Origin of the sequence: Pseudogemmobacter sonorensis, assembly GCF_042762395.1 — a bacterium.
GTDB lineage: Bacteria > Pseudomonadota > Alphaproteobacteria > Rhodobacterales > Rhodobacteraceae > Pseudogemmobacter > Pseudogemmobacter sonorensis.
In genome coordinates this window covers 67,597-87,799 of sequence record NZ_JBEFZE010000012.1, presented here as the reverse complement: position 1 = coordinate 87,799, position 20,203 = coordinate 67,597, and the positions used below count along the sequence as shown (strand labels likewise).

The window sequence follows — 20,203 nt, the reverse complement described above, 5'->3', positions numbered from 1 at the left end:
TGTGGTCGATGCGCGCGCAACAGACCCGTTTTGGCCGCCGACCGCAAGTGCCGGCTTCATGACCTTCCCCTTCACCGCCCCCGGGGATCAGGAGCCGCGATAGGTCGAATAGGCGAAGGGCGAGATCAGCAGCGGCACATGGTAATGCTGCCCCGCATCGGGAATGCCGAAGCGAATCGGGATCTGGTCCAGGAACAGCACCTCGCCCCCGGCCTGGCCGCTTTCGCGCAGATAGTCGCCCGCGAAGAAGACCAACTCATAGCTACCCGGGGTCAGTTTCGCGCCCGCCAGCATCGGCTGGTCGGTGCGCCCATCGGCATTGGTCACCGCCTCGGCGATCTTGCGGTGGCTTTGCCCCGAGATGCGGTAAAGCGCGATCCGCACCCCGGCGGCGGGCTTGCCGCGCGCGGTGTCCAGAACATGGGTTGTCAGCCTGCCGCCCGTCATTTCATCGCTCCATCCTGCCGAACCGGCCGCCAGCCAAACACGAATGGGCGCCGAAAGCGACATTCGCTTGCCGTCAAAGCACCTTCTCGCAATTCTTGAAAGCGCGTGCGCCCCGGCCCGCCTATTGTCGCGGCAGGAAGATGAGGAATGCCATGAACCGATACCCCCGCGATTTTCGCGGCCACGGCCCGAACCCACCCGATGCCGCCTGGCCCGGGCGCGCGCGGATCGCCGTCTCGATCGTGCTGAACTACGAAGAGGGCGGCGAGAACAACATCCTGCATGGCGACGGCCAGTCCGAGGCCTTCCTTTCCGACATCGCGGGGGCCCAGCCCTGGCCCGGCCAGCGGCACTGGAACATGGAATCTATCTACGACTACGGCGCGCGGGCGGGGTTCTGGCGGCTTCACCGCCTGTTCACCGCGCGCGGGATCCCGGTCACGGTCTACGGCGTCGCCACCGCGCTTGCGCGCAATCCCGAACAGGTCGGGGCGATGCAGGCCGCCGGGTGGGAGATCGCCTCGCACGGGCTGAAATGGGTCGAGCATCGCGACATGCCCGAGGAGGAGGAGGCCCGCCAGATCGCCGAGGCCTTCCGCCTGCATCACGAGGTGACCGGCGCCCCCCCGCAGGGCTGGTATACCGGGCGCTGCTCGATGAACACCGTCCGCCTGACCGCCGGGACCCGACGCCTCGCCTGGATCTCGGACACCTATGACGACGACCTGCCCTATTGGGCCGAATTCGGCGATCACGACCAATTGGTGATCCCCTATACGCTGGAGGCGAACGACATGCGTTTCGCCACCGCGCCGGGCTATGTCACCGGCGAACAGTTCTTCCAGTATCTCAAGGACAGTTTCGACACGCTTCACGCCGAGGGCGCGGAGGGCCGCGCGAAGATGTTCTCGATCGGGCTGCACAACCGGCTGATCGGGCGGCCCGGCAAGGTGGCGGGGCTGGCGCGGTTTCTCGACTACGCCCAAAGCCATGAGGGCGTCTGGTTCCCCCGCCGCATCGACATCGCCGAACATTGGCGCAAGACGCATCCCCCCGCCCGGTTCGAACGGCCGAGCGCGATGGACCGCGCCCGCTTCCTGGCCCGCTTCGGGGGCATCTACGAACATTCGCCCTGGGTCGCCGACCGCGCCTTCGACCTGGAACTCGGGCCCGCGCATGACAGCGCCGCAGGCCTGGCCAATGCGCTGGCGCGGGTCTTCCGCTCGGCCAGCGCGGAAGAGCGCCTGGCCGTCCTGCGCGCGCATCCCGACCTTGCGGGCAAGCTGGCCCAGGCCCGGCGGCTGACGGCGGAAAGCACGGCCGAACAGGCCTCGGCCGCGCTGGATGCGCTGACCGACGCCGAGCGCGAAAGCTTTCAGGCGCTGAACGCCGAATATGTCGCGCGCCACGGCTTTCCCTTCATCATCGCCGTGCGCGACAATACCAAGCAGTCGATCCTGGCCGCCTTCAAGGCCCGGATCGCCAATGACAGCGCCCGCGAATTCGCCGCCGCCTGCGCGCAGGTGGAGCGGATCGCAGCCCTGCGCCTGAACGACATCCTGCCGTGAGAGAGACGAGATGAGCAGCTATGCCGGGCCGATCGACGGCCTGCCCCCCCAGACCGCGTTGCACACCGGGCGCGCCGTCTTCACCGAATCCTATGCCGTGATCCCGCGCGGGGTGATGACGGATATCGTCACCTCCTACCTGCCGGGCTGGGACCGGACGCATTTCTGGGTGATCGCCCGGCCGATGAGCGGCTTTGCCGAGACCTTCTCGCAATATGTCCTGACCATCGACCCCGAGGGCGGCTCGGACAGCCCCGAGCCCGAGGCGGGGGCCGAGGCCGTCCTCTTCGTCACCGACGGCCGCCCGCTGCTGACGCTCGACGGCAAGGTCCATCCGCTGGCCCCCGGCGGCTATGCCTATCTGCCCCCCGGCGCGGCATGGAGCCTGCGCAACCCCACCCGCCAGCCGGTGACGCTGCACTGGATCCGCAAGCTTTACGAACCGGCGCAGGGCGTGCCCCTGCCCGAGGCCTTCGTGACCAACGAACAGCATGTCTCGCCCGCCGCCATGCCTGGCACCCGGGGGGCCTGGGCCACCACCCGCTTCGTCGATCCCTTCGACATGCGCCACGACATGCATGTGAACATCGTCACCTTCCAGCCCGGCGGGCTGATCCCGTTCGAGGAAACCCATGTGATGGAGCACGGGCTCTATATCCTGGAGGGCAAGGCGGTCTATCGGCTGAACCGCGACTGGGTCGAGGTCGAGGCCGGGGATTTCCTGTGGCTGCGCGCCTATTGCCCGCAGGCCTGCTATGCCGGGGGGCCGGGGCCGTTCCGCTACCTGCTTTACAAGGACGTGAACCGCCACGCCCGGCTGCGCGGCCCCGGCGCCTTCGGGCGCTAGCCGCCCGGGGGGGGGCGCACTCGGCACGCTCCGGGCCTCGCGGCCCGGGGCTCCGCAAGGGCGGCCTGCCCCCGCCTCACCCCCCCTCGGCCCCGTCTCCCCAACCGCTTCGGCCCCGCCCCTCCCAGACCCGTCCCCCAGACCTGCCCTCCAGACCTGCCCGGACCAGACCCGCCAAGACCCGCCCCCTTCGGGCCCGCATATCCCGGGCCGCCCCCGTCCCCCGAACAACCCCGTTCAGAAACAAGGAGCGTCGGATGCAGGATATCCACCCCCGCCCCCTCACCGCCGCCGATTTCGCCCCCTATGGCGACGTGCTGGAGGCCGCGGGCGATTTCCGCCTGATCAATGCCGGGCTGTGCCGCCGCCACCACGATCTCGCCCGGCTCGATTTCGGCGCCGAAGGCGCGGCGGCGGGGCGCGCGGGCCTGTCGATCTTCGACGCCGAACCGCGCGCCCTGCCCTATGTCTTCGACATGATCGAGCGCCACCCCGAGGGCAGCCAGGCCTTCTTGCCGCTTTCGGCGCTTCCTTTCCTGGTGATCGTCGCCGATGGCCCCGGGACGCGGCCGCAGGCCTTCGTCACCAGCGGCGCACAGGGGATCAACCTGCATCGCGGCACCTGGCACGGGGTGCTGACGCCGCTGCATGCGCCGGGGCTTTTCGCGGTGGTGGACCGGATCGGCCCGACCGCCAATCTTGAGGAATACCACTATCCCGCGCCCTGGCGCGTGCTGCCGCCCGCCGCCTGACGGGCCAGGCCGCCCGGGCGAGGGCCTCACCCGGCATGCCGATCGCCGATCCTTGCGCCCGGCCTATCCTGCGCGGCCGCGTGATGCCGCCAGCACCCGGCGCGCGAGCCCGCCACCCCCCCCGGCACACCAGCCGCCAGCGTCCCCGGGCACCTGCCATTCCGGGCGCGCCCGCCCGCCTCACCAATGCGGCGGGGGCTGGTTCGCGGGCGGCGCCTCGGGGCCGAACGCCTCGCGCTCGGCCTCGCGCTCCAGCAAAAGCCGCACCCGGCGGGTCAGCACCTCGATCTCGCCCGCCTGGCGCGCGACCACGTCCGACAGATCCTCGACCGCGCGCAAGAGATGCGCCAGCCGCTCCTCGATCCCGTCAAGCCTGTCCGCCATTCCCGTCTCCATCCCCGCCGGGCCCGCACCCACACACGCGCCCCGCTTGCCGCCTGCGCCCCCATCCGATATGGGAAGCCCCGACCGATATCAGGGGATTTCCCATGTCCGAAGGCAAGATCCGCCGTCCCAGGGCCGAAACGCCCAAGGGCTTCCGCGACTATTTCGGCGCGGAAGTCACCGAACGCAAGCAGATGCTGGATGCGATCGCGGCGGTCTATCATCGCTACGGCTTCGATCCGCTGGAAACCTCGGCAGTGGAGACGGTCGAGGCGCTCGGCAAGTTCCTGCCCGATGTCGACCGCCCCAACGAGGGCGTCTTCGCCTGGCAGGACGAGGACGAAAGCTGGATGGCGCTGCGCTACGACATGACCGCGCCGCTGGCGCGGGTCGCGGCGCAATACCGCAACGACCTGCCCTCGCCCTACCGGCGCTATGCGATGGGGCCGGTCTGGCGCAACGAAAAGCCCGGGCCCGGCCGCTTTCGCCAGTTCTACCAATGCGATGCCGATACGGTGGGCGCGGCCAGCGTCGCGGCCGATGCCGAGATCTGCGCCATGCTCTCGGATGCGCTGGAAGAGGTGGGCATCCCGCGCGGCGATTATGTGATCAAGGTGAACGACCGCAAGGTGCTGAACGGGGTGATGGAGGTCGCGGGCCTTTCGGGCGACGACAAGGCCGAGGCGCGCGGCATCGTGCTGCGCGCCATCGACAAGATCGACCGGCTGGGCGCGGCGGGCGTCCGCGCCCTTCTGGGCGAGGGCCGCAAGGACGAGTCGGGCGATTTCACCAAGGGCGCGGGCCTGGGCGATGCCGAGGCCGATGTGATCATGGGTTTCGTCGCCGCGAAACGCGACAGCACCGCGGGGACGCTTGCGCGGCTGCGCGAGTTGGTCGGATCCTCGGAGGTCGGGCGCGAGGGAGTGGAAGAGCTGGAAACCATCGCCGCGCTCCTGGCCGCCCAGGGCTACGGGCCGGACCGGATCGAGATCGACCCCGGCGTCGTGCGCGGCCTTGGCTATTATACCGGCCCGGTGTTCGAGGCCGAACTGACCTTCGAGATTCTCGACGAAAAGGGCCGCAAGCGCAGTTTCGGCTCGGTCGCGGGCGGCGGGCGCTATGACGATCTGGTCAAGCGTTTCACCGGCCAGACCGTGCCCGGCACCGGCATTTCCATCGGGGTCGACCGGCTGCTGGCCGCGCTGCGCGCCAAGGGCCGCATCGGCCAGGAAGCCGCGGGCCCCGTCGTCGTCACCGTGATGGACCGCGACCGCATGGGTGATTACATGGCCATGGTGGGCGAGCTGCGCGCCGCGGGCCTGCGGGCCGAGGTCTATCTGGGCAATCCGAAGAACTTCGGCAACCAGTTGAAATATGCCGACAAGCGCCGCGCGCCGGTGGCGGTGATCCAGGGCTCGGACGAGGCCGCGCGCGGGGTCGTCGTGCTCAAGGACCTGGTCCTGGGTGCCCGGATCGCCGAGAATGCGACCCTGGCCGAATGGAAGGACCGCCCCGCCCAGACCGAGGTGGCGCGCGCCGATCTGGTCCAGGCGGTGCATCGGATGCTCGCATCCTGAAACGCCCCCGGGAAAGTCCACGGAAAAATCCCCGGAAAAATCCCTGCGAAAATCCCCGGAAACCTCACCGGAAACGCCGCCCGAATCCTCGCCCTCCCCGGAAACCCGAATGCCCGAAAAACCCGCCACCCGCGCCGAGGCCGAACGGCTTTACGCCGCCCTTCTCGCCACCGGCGCCGCGCCGGTCGAGACCGAGATCCTGCAACCCGCCGGGACCCTTCTCGACCTTTACGGCGAGGATATCCGCGCCCGCGCCTATGTCACCGCCGACCCCGTCTTCGGCGAGATGATGCTGCGCCCCGACTTCACCGTCCCGGTGGTTCTGGCCCATATGACGAACGGCGCCGAACCGGCGCGCTATGCCTACAGGGGCAAGGTCTTCCGCCGCCAGGAACAGCCCGACCTGCGCGCGCGCGAATACCTGCAGGTGGGATACGAGGTCTTCGACCGCGCCGCGCCCGAGGCCGATGCCGAGGTCTTCGCGCTGTTTTCCGACCTGCTGGGCGGCCTGCCGCTGCGGGTTCTGACCGGGGACATCGGCATCTTGATGGCCGCCGTGCGCGGGCTTTCGACCTCGGAAGCGCGGCGCGCCGCGCTCTTGCGCCATCTGTGGCGCCCGCAAAGGTTCCGCGCGCTGCTCGACCGTTTCGCGGGCCGCGCGCCGATGCCGCCCGCGCGGCGCGCGCTGCTTGAGCGCCTCGGCTCGGACAGCGCGGAGGCGCTGGTCGAGGCGGCGGGCCCCCTCGTCGGGCTGCGCACCGCCGAGGATATCGCCGCCCGCGCCCGCGCCCTGATCGAGGATGCCGCGACCCCGCCGATCGAGGCGCCCGAGGCGGCGCTGCTTTACGATCTGCTGTCGCTTCAGGCCCCCGCCCGGGCCGCGCTGACCCATCTGCGCGGCATCGCGCCGATGCTGCCCGCGATCGCCCCCGCGATCGAGGTCTTCGCCCGCAGGCTCGACGCGCTGGCGGCGCGCGGCGTCGATGTCGACAGCCTGCCCTTCGAGGCGAGCCACGGCCGCACCACGCTGGAATATTACGATGGCTTCGTCTTCTCGCTGCAAGGCCCCGGGGATCTGCCGCCGGTGGCCTCGGGCGGACGCTACGACGCGCTGACGCGGGTGCTGGGCCAGGGCCGCTCGATCCCCGCCGTGGGGGGGATCATCCGCCCCGAACTCGCGGCCAGGCTGAGGGGAAAGTGATGCTCAAGATCGGGGTGCCCTCGAAGGGGCGGCTGATGGAAAAGACCTTCGACTGGTTCGGCGCCCACGGCGTCACCATGCGCAAGGGCGAGAACGAGCGCGAATATTCCGGCGCCATCGAGGGGCTGGAGGCGGCCGAGCTGGTGCTGCTTTCGGCGGGCGAGATCCCGCGCGAACTGGCGGCGGGCCGGATCCATCTGGGCGTGACCGGCTCGGACCTCGTGCGCGAGAAGCTGGCCGGGTGGCAGGATTGCGTGGCCGAGTGGCGCCCCCTGGGCTTCGGCCATGCCGATCTGATCATCGCCGTGCCCAATGCCTGGATCGATGTCGAGACGCTGGACGATCTGGACGCCGCCGCCGCCGCCTTCCGCGCCACCCATGGCCACCGGCTGCGGATCGCCACCAAATACCACCGGCTGGTGCGCGAATTCCTGACCGGGCGCGGCGTCGCCGATTACGCGCTGGTCGACAGCCAGGGCGCGACCGAGGGCACGGTGAAGAACATGACCGCCGAGGCGGTGGCCGACATCACCTCGACCGGCGAGACCTTGCGCGCGAACCACCTGCGCATCCTTTCGGACGGGCTGATCCACCAGAGCCAGGCCACGCTCTATGCCGCGCGGCGCGCGCCGTGGGAAGAGGCGCGCGCCACGCTCGCCGCCCTCGCCGGCCGGCTTGGCGCGCCGCCGCCCGCCGGGTTGTGATCCCGGCGCGGGAACGCGCCGCGCCCGATCGCCGTGGAAGGCGGACACGCCTGCCCCGGGGCCGCCTCCGGGCGAAACTGCCCCCGCCATGGGCGCAGCCCCCCTCCCGCGCCCCCAATCCTCGCCCCCGCCGGGGCGGGGCGCCACCATCCCTTGCGTCCCTGCCGCCGGAAATGGTCTAATGGGCGCGACCAACGACAAGAGCAGCCCATGTCCCCCATCGATTCCGGCGACCTTCTTGCCTCTGCGCAGGCCCAGACCTATGACGCCTCGTCGATCGAGGTTCTGGAGCCGCTCGAAGCGGTCCGCATGCGGCCCGGCATGTATATCGGCGGCATCGACGAACGCGCCTATCACCACCTTGCGGCCGAGATCCTCGACAATTCGATGGACGAGGCGGTGGCGGGCCATGCCAACCGGATCGAGGTCGAACTGCTGGCCAATGGCGCGCTTTCGATCCGCGACAACGGGCGCGGCATCCCTGTCGATCCGCATCCCAAATTCCCCGGCAAATCCGCGCTTGAGGTGATCCTTTGCACGCTGCACGCCGGCGGCAAGTTCAACGGCGACGCCTATGAGACCTCGGGCGGGCTGAACGGGGTCGGCTCTTCGGTGGTCAATGCGCTCTCGGACCACATGCGGGTCGAGGTCGCGCGCAACCGCGAGCTTTACGTCCAGGAATTCTCGCGCGGCAAGCCGCTGGGTCCGGTGGAAAAGGTCGGCCCCGCCCCCAACCGGCGCGGCACCACCGTCATCTTCCACCCCGACCCCGAGATCTTCGGCCATCAAAGCTTCAAGCCGATGCGGCTGATGAAGGCGGTGCGCTCCAAGGCCTATCTCTATTCGGGGGTCGAGATCCGCTGGAAATCGGCAATCCCCGACGGCGACATGCCGCAGGAGGCCACCTTCCACTATCCCGGCGGGCTTGGCGAATATCTGACCGAGCAGTTGTCGAAGGATTCGACCTATGCCGAGAAGCCCTTCGCGGGCAAGGTCTCGTTCCGCGAGAAGTTCGGCGTCCCCGGCTCGGTCGAATGGGCGATCAACTGGACGCCCGCGCGCGACGGGTTCATCTGGTCCTACACCAACACCGTGCCCACGCCCGAGGGTGGCACCCATGAATCGGGCTTCTGGTCGGCGATCCTGAAGGGGATCCGCGCCTATGGCGACCGGGTCAAGAACCGCAAGGCCGACCAGATAACCCGCGAGGACATGCTGACCGGGGGCTGCGCGCTGATCTCGGTCTTCGTGCGCGAGCCGCAGTTCGTCGGCCAGACCAAGGACCGGCTCGCGACCGAAGAGGCCGCGAAATGGGTCGAGGGCGCGGTGCGCGACCATTTCGACACCTGGCTGGCCGCCGATCCGAAATCGGCGGGCGCGATCCTGGATTTCCTGGTGCTGCGCGCCGAGGAACGGCTGCGCCGCCGGGCCGAAAAGGAAACGCAGCGCAAATCCGCCACCAAGCGGCTGCGGCTGCCGGGGAAGCTGGTCGATTGCTCGGCCTCGAACCGCTCGGGCACGGAATTGTTCATCGTCGAGGGCGATTCGGCCGGCGGCAGCGCCAAGGGCGCGCGCGACCGCAAGTTCCAGGCGCTTCTGCCTCTGCGCGGCAAGGTGCTGAACGTCCTGGGCGCGGCCTCGTCGAAGCTGGGCGAGAATGCCGAGATCCGCGACATCTGCGAGGCGCTCGGCGTCTCGATGGGGGCGAAGTTCCGCGTCGACGACCTGCGCTACGACAAGATCATCATCATGACCGATGCCGATGTGGACGGCGCCCATATCGCCAGCCTGCTGATGACCTTCTTCTTCACCCAGATGCGACCGCTGATCGACCGGGGCCACCTGTATCTGGCCTGCCCGCCGCTTTACCGGCTGACCCAGGGCGCGCGCCGCCTTTACGTCGCCGACGATGCCGAGAAAGAGGAATGGCTGGCCAAGGGCCTGGGCGGCAAGGGAAAGATCGACGTCCAGCGGTTCAAGGGCCTGGGCGAGATGGATGCCAAGGACCTCAAGGACACCACGATGAACCCCGAGACGCGCAAGCTGATCCGGGTCTCGATCGACGAGGACGAGGGCGGATCCACCGGCGATCTGGTCGAACGGCTGATGGGCAAGAAGCCCGAGCTGCGCTTCCAGTTCATCCAGGAAAACGCCCGTTTCGTCGAAGAGCTGGACGTCTGACCTGCCTGCCGGTGGCGGGGGCGGGGGCGCCTACCCCCGCCTGTCGCGCAACTGCCCGTGTTCGAAGATCGCCACCACGATCAGGGACAGGATCAGCGGCAGGATGAAATAGAACAGCCGGAAGACGATCAGCGCCGCCAGAACCTCCTCCGGCTCGAATTCCGGCAGCGCGGTCAGCACCGCAAGCTCGAACACACCAAGCCCCCCGGGCGCATGCGACAAAAGCGCCAGCGCGAAGGCCACGACGAAGACCCCCATCACCACCAGATAGCCGGGATTTCCGGCATCGGGCAAAGCGAAATAAAGGATCCCCGCGGCGAACAGCAATTCGACCGGCGCGACGGTGATCTGCTGCAAGGCCACCGGCAGGCGCGGGTAAGAGACGGTGAAGCTGCGGATCCGCAGGGGCCGCAGCCCAAGCGCGCTGCCCAGCAGATAAAGCCCGATCAGCACCAGGAGCCCGAAGGCCAGCCAGCGCACCAGAACCGGCGACAGCGCCTCGGCGAAGCGGTCCTCCAGCCCCGGGCTGAACAGAAAGGCCACGCCCAGAAGGATCATCACCCCCAGCGAGAAGGTGAAGGAGCAGAAGGTGACCAGGATCCCGACCTCGGCCCCGCTCAGCCCCTTGGAGCTATAGGCGCGATAGCGGATCACCGCCCCGGTGAAGGCCGAGGCGCCGATATTGTGGGCCAAAGCGTAGGTGGTCAGCGAACACAGCGCGACGAAGACGAAATTCAGCCGCTTTTCCAGGTGATTCAGCGCGATCTGGTCGTAAAGCGCCAGGGTGAAGTAGCAGCCGATGGTGCAAAGCGCGATCAGCCCCCAGTGCCAGGCCTGAAGCGCGCCGATCCCGGCCCAAAGCTCGGCCCGGGAAATGCCGCGCAATTCGCGCGCCAGCAGCCAGAACGAGATCACGATCGCCAGCGCGCCGATCACCGGCCAGATGAAACGTTTCCAGGATTTCGGCGCCTGCTCGATCCGGGCCATGGTTTTCGCCCCCCTCTTTTTGTTACCCCCCAGAGGAAAGGCTTTCTGCCGCACAGGCAAGAACCCACGGGCATTTTTTTGCCCGAAGGCGGCGGCCGTCGCGCGATTGTGCAGGGCGCGGGGGCCCTTTAGGCGCACCCCCATGCAGGCCACGCGCCCATGCGGTCGTGCCGCCCCTTGCGCCAAACGCGCCCTGCGCCCAGGGGGCTCAGCGTTGCAGGGATTCGAGATATTCCGAGACCTGCACCAGCCGCAGCGGCGTCGGCGTCGCGATCCCGTCGCCGCCGTCATAGGGCACCAGATCGGAATCGAGGAGCGCCGAGAACTGGGGCATGACCGCCTCGCCATGGCCGGTTCCCTCGGCGTAGCCCCAGATCTTGGCCATGACCGCCGTCTTCGGGAACGTGCCGCCGTTGCGCGCGCTCAGCCGGGTCAGATCGGCGGGCCTCGCGATCAGATCGGTCGCAAGCGTGCCGTCCCCCGCCCCCGAGGCGCCATGGCAGGCGGCGCAGAAGGTGGCGTAATCGGCGCGCCCGGTCGGGCGGTCGCGTTCGGGCAGGCAGGCGGCCAGAAGCAGCGGCAAAGCCGCGATCCAGATGCGCATGTTTTCCTCCGGGGCTGTCTTGGGGCTGCGTGGGACAGGCCCGGGCCTATCAGACCACGCGCCCCGCTTCCAGCCGCACGATCCGGTCCATCCGCGCCGCGAGATCAAGGTTGTGGGTGGCGATCAGCGCCGCCATCCCCGTCTCGCGCACCAGATCGACCAAAGCGGCGAAGACGCGGTCCGAGGTGGCGGGATCGAGGTTCCCGGTCGGCTCGTCGGCCAGCAGGAGGCGCGGGCCGTTGGCCAGCGCCCGGCAGAAGGCGACCCGCTGCTGCTCGCCCCCGGAAAGGGCGGCGGGACGATGATCTTCGCGCGCGCCCACGCCCACGCGCTCAAGCAGCATCCGCGCCCGCGCCTCGGCCGCGCGCCGGGGCACGGCATTGGCAAGCTGCGGGATCACCACATTCTCCAGCGCCGAGAATTCGGGCAGCAGGTGGTGGAACTGGTAGATGAAGCCGACCTCGCCGCGCCGCACCTCGGTCCGGGCGCGGTCCGAGAGCCCCGCCATCTCGCGCCCGCCCAGGACCACCCGGCCCCGGTCGGGGGTGTCGAGCAGCCCCGCGATGTGCAAGAGCGTGGATTTCCCCGCGCCCGAGGGCGCGACCAGCGCCACCACCTCGCCCGGCGCCACGGAAAGCGAGGCGCCGCGCAGCACCTCGACCGCATTGGGGCGGCCGGGGTTGTAGCCCTTCTCGATACCGTCGAGCAAAAGCGCGTCACTCATAGCGCAGGGCCTCCACCGGGTTCATGCGGGCGGCGCGGCGGGCGGGGAAGATCGTCACCACGAAGGACAGCCCCAGCGAAAGCCCCACCGCCGACAGCACGTCGCCCGGCTGCAATCGCGCGGGCAGGCTGTAGATGCCGCGAATGGAAGGGTCCCAGACCTCGGCCCCGTTGATCCAGTTCACCAGGCTCATGATCTGGTCGATGTTCAGCGCGAAGAGCACCCCCAGCACCACACCCGCCACCGTGCCGATCACGCCGGTGAAGGCGCCGCAGATGAAGAAGACCCGCAGCACCGCGCCCTCGGTCAGGCCCATGGTGCGCAGGATGCCGATGTCGCGCCCCTTGTTCTTCACCAGCATGATCAGCCCCGAGACGATGTTCAGCGATGCGATCAGCACCAGGATCGACAGGATGACGAACATCACGTTGTCCTCGATATCCAGCGCCCGCAGGAAGGATCCCGCGCTGTCCTGCCAGGTCCAGAGCAGCGCATCCGGCCCGGCGGCGTTCAAAAGCGGCAGGCCGTAGCGGGCGACCTCTTCGGGGTCGGTGACCGAGACCTCGATCTCGTCGGCGAAACCCTCGCGGTTGAAGAAGCTCTGCGCCTCATCGAAGGGCAGGTAGACCCGGGTCTTGTCGATGTCGTAGCGGCCGGAGGAGAAGATATAGACCACCTCATAGGCATTCTGCCGCGCGCTGGTGCCCATGGCGGTGCGCACCCCGGTGGGCGAGATCACCCGCACCCGGTCCCCCACCGAAAGGCCGAGGTCGCGCGCGATGCCAAGGCCAATCGCGATGCCGCGCGGGAAATCGGCGATCTCGCCGCGCGCGGCGATGCCCTCGCCCACCCGGGGGATCGAGGCCAGATCCTCGGGGTGGATGCCATGCACCTCGGCCCCGGCGCCGCGGTCGCCGTCGCTGAGGAACACCTGGCCCTTCACCAGCGGCGCCGCGCGGGTCACGCCCTGGATTTCAAGGATGCGCGCGCGCACCGCCTCGAAATCGGCAAAGCCGCGGATGCGCTGGCCGCTCTCGTCGATGCGGTCGGTGGTATAGACCGAGACATGGCCGTTGGCGCCGGTGATCGTGCCGACGAATTCGTCGCGAAAGCCCGCGCGCACGGCAAGCGTGACGATCAGGGCGAAAACCGCCAGGGTGATGCCGATCAGGCTGATCCAGGTCATGGTGCTGACCCCGCCCTCGGCGCGGCGGGCGCGCAGATAGCGCCAGGCGATCATCCATTCGAAGGCGGAGAAGGGTCGAGTCGTTGCGGCCATCTGCCCGGGCTTTCCGATTTTTGGCGAAACTGGCCCGGGCGGCGGGAAAGGTCAAGGAAGCGCGCCCTGCGGCGGCGAGGGGCCGCGTGCGGGTCGCCGCCGCCCCGGCCTGGCGAAGCGCGGTCGAGCGGTGCCCTCAGAGCCTCATCCCCTTCCCCCGGGCGCGCCCGGCCCTCCCGCCGGAACCGGCTCAGGCCGCGACCGAAACCGCGATGGCCGCGAAATGCAGCCCGGCCGCGATGGCCACGAAAAGATGCCAGATCGCATTCTGGAACCGCAGCCGCTCCCACAGATGGAAGGCCACGCCCAGGACATAGGTCAGGCCGCCCGCCACCAGCAGCCACAGCGAAACCGCCGGAAGCGCCGCCGAGACCGGCACCACCGCCACCGCCCCCACCCAGCCCAAGAGGATATAGGCCAGGATCGACAGCCGGTCGTAGCGCCCCGGCAGCGCCACCTTGACCAGGATCCCGACCAGCGCCCCCAGCCAGACCACGCCGCCGATCGCCCAGGCCCAGGCCGGGCTTTCCAGATGCACCAGCACCGCCGTATAGGTGCCCGCGATCATCACATAGATCATCGAATGGTCGAACCGCCGCAGCAGCCATTTCACCGCAGAGGGCGGCGCCATGTTATAGGCCAGCGAAAAGCCGAACATCAGGAAGAAGCCCGCGGCATAGACGGTCAGCGCCGCGAAGACGCCGAGGCCGGAATGGTTCAGCGCATGCGACAGCAGCAGCGGAAAGGCGATCATCCCGGCCAGAAGCGCCAGCGCATGGACGATGCCGTCGGCCAGGATCTCTCCGGTCGAGGGCAGGCGCTTGAGGATGCGGTAATGGTGTTCTGGCAGAGTCATGGCGTCATCTTGCTGGAAAAAGGTCAAGAAAGCATGACCCGACCCGCGTTTGCGGGCAATCCCGCGCTCAAGATGACGTGAGGTCAGGCGAAACGCCGGAACGGCAGGCGCAACAGCCCCCAAAGCGCGGCCAGAAGCCCGCCGCCGCCCACAAAGCCCACCCCCGCCGCCGTCACCCCGTCAAGCGTGGCCGGAACCGCCGGGCGGTAGTCCTGCCAGGTCGCCGAAAGCGTCTCGGCATCCCCCAGCCGCTGCGGCATCGTCATGCGCTGAAGCGGCGAGGCCTCGCGCAGGGCCATGAGATTGTCGGAAAGCCGGGCATGGCGCAGGAAGCTGCGGCGCAGGTCGCGCTGCCGGTCCTCCAGGAACGGGGTGCCGGTCAGTTGGGCCAGCGCCGCCTCCCGCGTCAGCCCGTTGCGCGCGGCCGAGGCGTCGAAGTCGCGCACCACCTCGCCCAGGGCATCGACCTGCCCCGCCAGGCGTTGCAGATATTGCTGCGAGAATTCGGGAAACTGCGACAAGCCCACGCCCCCCGCAAGCGATCCGGCCAGAACGAGGATCCGACCGAAGGCCACGTCAGGGATGCTCCGCATAGATCGCGGCGATCCGCTCGACCGCGGCCTCGGGGCTCAGTTCCTCGCTTGCGCCGGTGCGGCGCGAGGTCAGCTCCACCACGCCATTGGCCAGGCCGCGCGGGCCCACGGTGATGCGCCAGGGCAGGCCGATCAGGTCCATGGTGGCGAATTTCGCCCCCGCCCGTTCGTCGCGGTCGTCGTAAAGCGGCTCCAGCCCCCGGGCCAGCAGCGCCTTTTCCAGCGCCGCGCAGGCCGCATCCGCCGCCCCGTCGCCCTGTTTGAGGTTGACGATCCCCACCGGGAAGGGCGTCACGCCCTCGGGCCAGATGATGCCCTTGTCGTCGTGGCTGGCCTCGATGATCGCGCCCAGAAGGCGCGAGACGCCGATGCCGTGGCTGCCCATCTCGACCGGCACGCGACTGCCGTCGCGGGTGACCACGGTCGCGCCCATGGCGTCGGAATATTTGGTGCCGAAGTAGAAGATCTGCCCCACCTCGATGCCGCGCCCGACCTTGCGATGCGCCTCGGGCACCGTCTCGAACAGTGCCGGATCATGGGTTTCGTCGGTGCGGGCGTAGAGCGTGGTGAACTCCCCGCAGATGCCCTCGACCTGCGCACGGTCGTCGTAATCCACCGCGCGCGCGCCCAGTTTCAGCCCGGTCACCCGGTCGTCGTAGAAGACCTCGCTCTCGCCGGTATTGGCCAGCACCAGGAATTCATGGGTGTTGTCACCGCCGATCGGGCCCGAGGCCGCGCGCATCGGGATCGCGGTCAGGCCCATCCGCTCATAGGTGCGCAGGTAGCTGACCATATGGCGGTTGTAGGCATGCAGCGCAGAGTCGCGGTCGACGTCGAAATTGTAGCCGTCCTTCATCAGGAACTCGCGCCCGCGCATCACGCCGAAGCGCGGCCGCAGCTCGTCGCGGAATTTCCACTGGATGTGGTAGAGCGTCAGCGGCAGGTCCTTGTAGCTGCTGACATGGCTGCGGAAGATGTCAGTGATCATCTCCTCGTTGGTCGGGCCGTAGAGCATGTCGCGCTCGTGCCGGTCCTTGATGCGCAGCATTTCCTGGCCGTAATCGTCGTAGCGGCCGGATTCGCGCCACAGATCGGCGGGTTGCAGCGTCGGCATCAAGAGCGGGATATGGCCCGCGCGCACCTGTTCCTCATGCACGATCTGCTCGATCCGGCGCAGGACCCGCAGGCCCAGGGGCAGCCAGGAATAGATCCCGGCGGCCTGCTGCTTGATCATGCCCGCGCGCAGCATGTAGCGGTGCGAGACGATCTGCGCCTCGGCCGGGTTTTCCTTCAGGACAGGCAGGAAGTAGCGCGACAGACGCATCATTGGCCTCATGGGAAACGGTTGCGCCGTTCCTAGCCGGTTCGGGCGGGATCGGCAACATTCCCGTCCGAGGGTCGGCGCACCGGCCTGCGCTTCGATCTGGGCCTCAGGCCGGGGGCGGTCGTGAACCAAGGATTAACTAATTCCTGCAAGACTGGCGGGATGAACGCCCTGCCCGCCGCCCTTCTTATGCTTCTGCTGGCCGCCTGCGGGGCGCAGCCCGCGCCGCATATGTCCGGCGCCGAGCGGTTCGAGGCGCGGCGCGACGGGCGCGACTATGTGCTGTTCCTGAAGGACAACAGGGTCGAGATCATCCGTCTCGGCCATGCAAAACCGGGGGAGCACCAGCAGATCCGCGCGACGATGATCGCGCTGATCCCGGAGCTGACCGGCTGTCGGCTGCGCGAGGCCTGGTTGCAGGGCGACAGCGGAGAGATGCGGGGCCGGGTCTTTTGCCCGCGCGCACCGCCGCCGTCCAGGATGGCGCCCCGGACAATACCCAAGACAGCGGCCGCGGGCAGAGGCGCGCGGCGACGGCGCAGCCCGGACGCATCCTCGGATTCGGACGCGGCCGGTTCGGACATGGCGGAACCAGGGTGACCGGCCCTGGATCTGTCGGCTCCGGCATGGCGAATCCGGGATCGGGGCATGCGGGGCTGGCGGATACCGAAGTTGCCCCCCCTTCCTGGCCGGGACCATCCGGGCCCGCCCCCCCTGGGCCCGTCCCCCCTGGGCCCGCTCCGGCCTGCCCCCCTGTCCCGGTTCACCGTCCTGTGGTCCGCCGTCCTGTTCCGGCTTGGCGCCTCAGCCCACGCGGACGGCGAAGGCCAGACAGCGCCCGCCGGAAGAGGACAAACCGCTCAGCCCGGCGGATCGGAGCGGTCGTCTTTCGGCCCGGCCTCACCCCCGGCGCCGCGGCTTCCGGTTCCGGCCTTCGGCCCCAGCAACCTGATCCCGGCATAGAGGCCGATCCCGATGAAAGCCGCGCCCCACCAGGGCGCGCCGAACCAGATCTCGACCCCGCCCCAGCCCAGCGGGAACAAGACCGTCAGCCAGCGCGCAACCGGAGAACGGAAGAATGGATCGTCAGGGTCGAGGAACTTCATCGCTCCGGTCATCCTTTCAGAACAGGGGGTTGGAAGACAGTATCCGGGCCCGAACCGCAGGACCGCAGGACCGCAGGACCGCAGGACCGCAGGACCGCAGGACCGCAGGACCGCAGGACCGCAGGACCGACAGACTGGCGAGCATCCCTCCCCGAGGCAAGAGGCCGTCCGGCAAAGGCGGTCTGGCTAGGTTCTCCGGGCGACTGTTCGGCGGCTATCCAATGTTCGGCGGCTATCCAAGATCTGTCATCGGGCTTTCCCAAAGCGCCATCCGAGAGCTAATCTGGGACGATCCGGAGGGGCCGCTCAACGAACCACCCCGACGGCTTTGCGGAAGATCGCCGGATTTCTCCCCCGGATCATAGCCTCAAACGCAGCGAACCCGCAGCCGCAAATGCGCCTGTCTCGCTACGAGGCTGATCCGGTGAAGGCTGATCCCAGGCAGACCGATCCGATGTCCGAGGCGGATCGTCTGAAATCACCGCTCCAGATATCCCCGACCCACCGGAAACGCCCCGATCGGCGATATCGGCCACCTCGCTGTCCGCACCCTCCCCATCAGCTTGCCTATCACGCCCCCCCCCGCCCTGTGCCTGCTTCGCAGTCTGCTTTCTTGCTATCCGCCCCCGCCACAGTATCCCCGCACTCTGCCTCTTCGCCCGGCGCTCGCCTCGCTGGTCACGTCCTCCCCATCCGCCTACCCGCCAAGCGCCCTCCCCCAAACCTCCCCTCGCCCGGCCCCTGCCTCGCTAGCCGCATTCTCCCCATCCGCCTGCCCGCCAAGCGTCTTCCCGCCCTGCGCTTCCGCATCCTCCGCCTTCTCGCTGTCCATCTCCAGGCCATCCGCCTCAAAGGGGATCCCTGCCGACGTCCATCGCAATTTCCAAAGTCCTATCGCAGACGAATGTCGCGCAATCCCCCTCCGCGTCGACCAAAAGGCCGAAGGCCAACTCCCTCGCGGGATTTCGAAATCCAGTCACGATCCCCCACCCGCCGATTTCCGCATCGGACGCAGCAGGCCGTTTCCCACATTCCTCGGAGCCGCAAACCTGCCGCTGCGACGGTCTCCTCCCCAGGGGCGCCACCCGCTCCTTCGCCCCTGCCCGCACCTTACGACCAGCAGGCTCCGCGACGGCAACGGCCCGCAGATGGGCGAGGGTGGCCGGGAAATGCTCTACCTCGTTGCTGTCGATGGCAATGGCCCGAAACGAGGGTGTCTCAACCTCTGTGTATCCGCTCGTACCCATACCGCTTCAGATACATTAGTCAGGCATCCCCCCTGCAGGCACTATAGCCAGCCGACTACGGGGGTCAGCCGATTGCCGACCGCAACCCATTTGCGAACTGCGTGGGCGCTCATCTAGAAGTTGCGAGCGGCGGGGTAAATCAGCTTCGTGGAGGCCTCCTCGGTCGGGAACGAGCTCTTGGTTTTCAAGATCTTCCCCAGCATCCGGTTCGGCGAGCCAACGGCATTCGTCGTATAGATCATCTTCTGGGCACCTGCACCGAAGGCAAAAAGCGCAACCCCCACAATCGGAACAAAATCAATAAAAATCAATATTTTACATACATCTCCCTTATCTTGTCGTGGAGACGGCCATGCCGGACGAGAGCGTATCGAGCGAGATCCTGTCCGGGGGATTGCCCTCCCAACGACGGCCCGCTACCGGCCTGACGAGATCAAGGCTCCGGCCCGCCGGGCGCATGGGTGTCGGCAGCAGGATCGTCGATGTCGCCCACGAGATCGGCAGGAGCGAATCCCTCGTTGCCAAATGGTTCAGGCTGGAATGCCGAAGAGACCAGAACTGGGCTTCATGGAGCCGACCCTTCCAGGCGACAGCACTGGCCCGCCGACCGCGACCGCCGTCGGCACGACCGATCTGCGTATCAGAATTGGGGACACGGAGATCGCGGTCCCGCCCGGCGCCCCCGCCACGCATCTGGCCGAGGTGTTGCGCGCTGTGAGGGCTTCGCAATAATCTTGCCGCCCGCCAGCTTCCGCATCTTCCTCGCCGCCGAGCCGATCGACTTCCGCAAGGGTATGGACGGGTTGGCAGCCCATGTCGCCAGTCACTTCGACCTCGCCCCCTTCGACCGCGCGATCTACGTCTTGCGGTCGCGCAGCGCCGACAAGCTGAAACCCTGGTCCGGGACGGCACCGGCCCGGTGCCGACCATGAAGCGGATGGAGCGCAAGCGCCTCACCTGACCGAAGCCGCGGGAAGGGCCAGTGGCCCTGACGCCGGTGCAGATGAAAACGCTGTTCAAGGGCATCGCCTGGCGGGCAATCGTGCCTGCGCGGCAGCACTGGCCCTCCTTCCCCTCGGGGGCCCGCCCACCTGCCCGAACCCATCGCCCTGCGGCCCCCGCCATGGGTCGCCCCCTGTTTTCCCTTGAAAGGTCAATCCTGTCCGATCCCGGATCTTCCCCTGCCCAGGCCTATGCAAATGAGGTGCTGCACCGCCTGCCTGGTCCCTGTCGCAAAAGTCCGATCGCTACGCCGCCTATTCCCGCGACGTTGTCCCCGTCGCCCCGGATGCCGAACCGGCCGGGGAAGCAGAGCCGACGGGTGAACCGCCCCCGGCGGCAGAGGCAAAGGCGCGGACCGGCGCCAAAGGTTACGACATCGACTTCGGTGAGCCTCAGCGGGACAAGGATGCTGATCGGCCCAAGCCTACCCCCGTGCGGGTCTCGCTCGCGCTGCGGCTTGCCTCGGCCTTCCTAGCCGGGAGGCCTTCCTGCGCTGTCTCGGACCCGGCGTGACCACGGTCCTCGGCGGCGCGGCATTCGGGACGCCGGGGCCGCAGGTTCGAGACCTGCCACTCCAAACCATTTTCGCGAACAGTCGGGCCAGAGGGAAATCAGAATCCGGCCTTCGGACCCGCCGAAGGCCCGCAACCTGGTCGCGGCCACGGCGCTGACGCGATAGCGTCGTCGCGACTTATGGGAACCAGTCCGGGCGGCAGTTCGAAGGGCCAATACCGATAAGGGCATCGCGCGGGAACGGTGCCGCGGCGGCGAGCTTGTCGGTGATGCTGGTTATCGGGCTCTGCCTTTCCGTCTCGATGCG

At 68.4% G+C, this 20,203-nt stretch carries 20 protein-coding genes; 9 read left to right on the top strand and 11 right to left on the bottom strand.

Annotated features, from left to right (window positions below; translation table 11 throughout):
• Positions 1-87 precede the first annotated feature (87 nt).
• On the bottom strand, positions 88-447 hold the full coding sequence (gene uraH / locus ABNX41_RS11185; RefSeq protein ID WP_438669810.1) for a hydroxyisourate hydrolase: 360 nt from the start codon (positions 445-447) through the stop codon (positions 88-90).
• Between the two features lie 152 nt (positions 448-599).
• Between uraH and puuE the strand changes: the two genes are divergently transcribed.
• The 3 genes from puuE (at position 600) to ABNX41_RS11170 (ending at position 3,614) form a co-directional block, all read left to right on the top strand.
• Positions 600-2,015, top strand: coding sequence for an allantoinase PuuE (puuE, locus tag ABNX41_RS11180; protein WP_438669809.1), 1,416 nt, complete (start codon positions 600-602; stop codon positions 2,013-2,015).
• A gap of 10 nt (positions 2,016-2,025) precedes the next feature.
• Positions 2,026-2,862 (top strand): bifunctional allantoicase/(S)-ureidoglycine aminohydrolase, encoded by an 837-nt coding sequence (locus ABNX41_RS11175; RefSeq protein WP_438669808.1) that lies wholly within the window; start codon positions 2,026-2,028, stop codon positions 2,860-2,862.
• 257 nt (positions 2,863-3,119) lie between these two features.
• On the top strand, positions 3,120-3,614 hold the full coding sequence (locus ABNX41_RS11170) for an ureidoglycolate lyase (RefSeq protein WP_438669807.1): 495 nt from the start codon (positions 3,120-3,122) through the stop codon (positions 3,612-3,614).
• 180 nt (positions 3,615-3,794) lie between these two features.
• Here the strand turns inward: ABNX41_RS11170 and ABNX41_RS11165 are convergent, their stop codons facing one another.
• On the bottom strand, positions 3,795-3,998 hold the full coding sequence (locus ABNX41_RS11165; RefSeq protein ID WP_438669806.1) for a SlyX family protein: 204 nt from the start codon (positions 3,996-3,998) through the stop codon (positions 3,795-3,797).
• 104 nt (positions 3,999-4,102) lie between these two features.
• Here ABNX41_RS11165 and hisS point away from each other — a divergent pair, with 104 nt between their 5' ends.
• The 4 genes from hisS (at position 4,103) to ABNX41_RS11145 (ending at position 9,661) form a co-directional block, all read left to right on the top strand.
• On the top strand, positions 4,103-5,575 hold the full coding sequence (hisS, locus tag ABNX41_RS11160) for a histidine--tRNA ligase (protein WP_438669805.1): 1,473 nt from the start codon (positions 4,103-4,105) through the stop codon (positions 5,573-5,575).
• 109 nt (positions 5,576-5,684) lie between these two features.
• Positions 5,685-6,776, top strand: coding sequence for an ATP phosphoribosyltransferase regulatory subunit (locus ABNX41_RS11155; RefSeq protein ID WP_438669804.1), 1,092 nt, complete (start codon positions 5,685-5,687; stop codon positions 6,774-6,776).
• Entirely contained in the window at positions 6,773-7,480 is a 708-nt protein-coding gene (gene hisG, locus ABNX41_RS11150; protein ID WP_438669803.1) for an ATP phosphoribosyltransferase, read from the top strand. The genes ABNX41_RS11155 and hisG overlap by 4 nt, the downstream gene beginning before the upstream one ends.
• Before the next feature lie 210 nt (positions 7,481-7,690).
• A complete protein-coding gene (locus ABNX41_RS11145) occupies positions 7,691-9,661 on the top strand; it encodes a DNA gyrase/topoisomerase IV subunit B (RefSeq protein WP_438669802.1) in 1,971 nt (656 codons plus the stop codon).
• A 30-nt stretch (positions 9,662-9,691) separates the two neighbouring features.
• Here ABNX41_RS11145 and ABNX41_RS11140 read toward each other — a convergent pair whose 3' ends face one another.
• From ABNX41_RS11140 to proS, 7 genes are all read right to left on the bottom strand, one after another.
• Positions 9,692-10,648, bottom strand: a complete 957-nt coding sequence (locus tag ABNX41_RS11140) for a lysylphosphatidylglycerol synthase domain-containing protein (protein ID WP_438669801.1) — start codon at positions 10,646-10,648, stop codon at positions 9,692-9,694.
• Positions 10,649-10,856: 208 nt separating this feature from the next.
• The gene (locus tag ABNX41_RS11135; RefSeq protein WP_438669800.1) at positions 10,857-11,252 is read right to left on the bottom strand and encodes a c-type cytochrome; all 396 of its coding nucleotides are present in this window, start codon (positions 11,250-11,252) and stop codon (positions 10,857-10,859) included.
• Between the two features lie 49 nt (positions 11,253-11,301).
• Positions 11,302-11,976, bottom strand: a complete 675-nt coding sequence (locus ABNX41_RS11130; RefSeq protein WP_438669799.1) for an ABC transporter ATP-binding protein — start codon at positions 11,974-11,976, stop codon at positions 11,302-11,304.
• Positions 11,969-13,255, bottom strand: a complete 1,287-nt coding sequence (locus ABNX41_RS11125) for a lipoprotein-releasing ABC transporter permease subunit (protein WP_438669798.1) — start codon at positions 13,253-13,255, stop codon at positions 11,969-11,971. The genes ABNX41_RS11130 and ABNX41_RS11125 overlap by 8 nt, the downstream gene beginning before the upstream one ends.
• A 190-nt stretch (positions 13,256-13,445) precedes the next feature.
• A complete protein-coding gene (gene trhA / locus ABNX41_RS11120) occupies positions 13,446-14,111 on the bottom strand; it encodes a PAQR family membrane homeostasis protein TrhA (RefSeq protein ID WP_438669797.1) in 666 nt (221 codons plus the stop codon).
• Positions 14,112-14,194: 83 nt separating this feature from the next.
• Positions 14,195-14,704, bottom strand: coding sequence for a DUF2937 family protein (locus ABNX41_RS11115; protein ID WP_438669796.1), 510 nt, complete (start codon positions 14,702-14,704; stop codon positions 14,195-14,197).
• Positions 14,688-16,028: a proline--tRNA ligase gene (gene proS / locus ABNX41_RS11110; protein WP_438669823.1), complete on the bottom strand. Its 1,341-nt coding sequence runs from the start codon at positions 16,026-16,028 to the stop codon at positions 14,688-14,690. Before proS ends, ABNX41_RS11115 begins: the two co-directional genes overlap by 17 nt.
• Before the next feature lie 162 nt (positions 16,029-16,190).
• Here proS and ABNX41_RS11105 point away from each other — a divergent pair, with 162 nt between their 5' ends.
• Positions 16,191-16,628, top strand: coding sequence for a hypothetical protein (locus tag ABNX41_RS11105; protein ID WP_438669795.1), 438 nt, complete (start codon positions 16,191-16,193; stop codon positions 16,626-16,628).
• A gap of 260 nt (positions 16,629-16,888) precedes the next feature.
• Here ABNX41_RS11105 and ABNX41_RS11100 read toward each other — a convergent pair whose 3' ends face one another.
• Positions 16,889-17,134 (bottom strand): hypothetical protein, encoded by a 246-nt coding sequence (locus tag ABNX41_RS11100; protein WP_438669794.1) that lies wholly within the window; start codon positions 17,132-17,134, stop codon positions 16,889-16,891.
• Positions 17,135-18,494: 1,360 nt separating this feature from the next.
• The gene (locus ABNX41_RS11095) at positions 18,495-18,623 is read right to left on the bottom strand and encodes a hypothetical protein (RefSeq protein ID WP_438669793.1); all 129 of its coding nucleotides are present in this window, start codon (positions 18,621-18,623) and stop codon (positions 18,495-18,497) included.
• Positions 18,624-19,115: 492 nt separating this feature from the next.
• Here ABNX41_RS11095 and tnpB point away from each other — a divergent pair, with 492 nt between their 5' ends.
• Complete coding sequence (gene tnpB / locus ABNX41_RS11090) at positions 19,116-19,313, top strand: IS66 family insertion sequence element accessory protein TnpB (protein WP_438669792.1); 198 nt, start codon at positions 19,116-19,118, stop codon at positions 19,311-19,313.
• Positions 19,314-20,203: the final 890 nt, after the last annotated feature.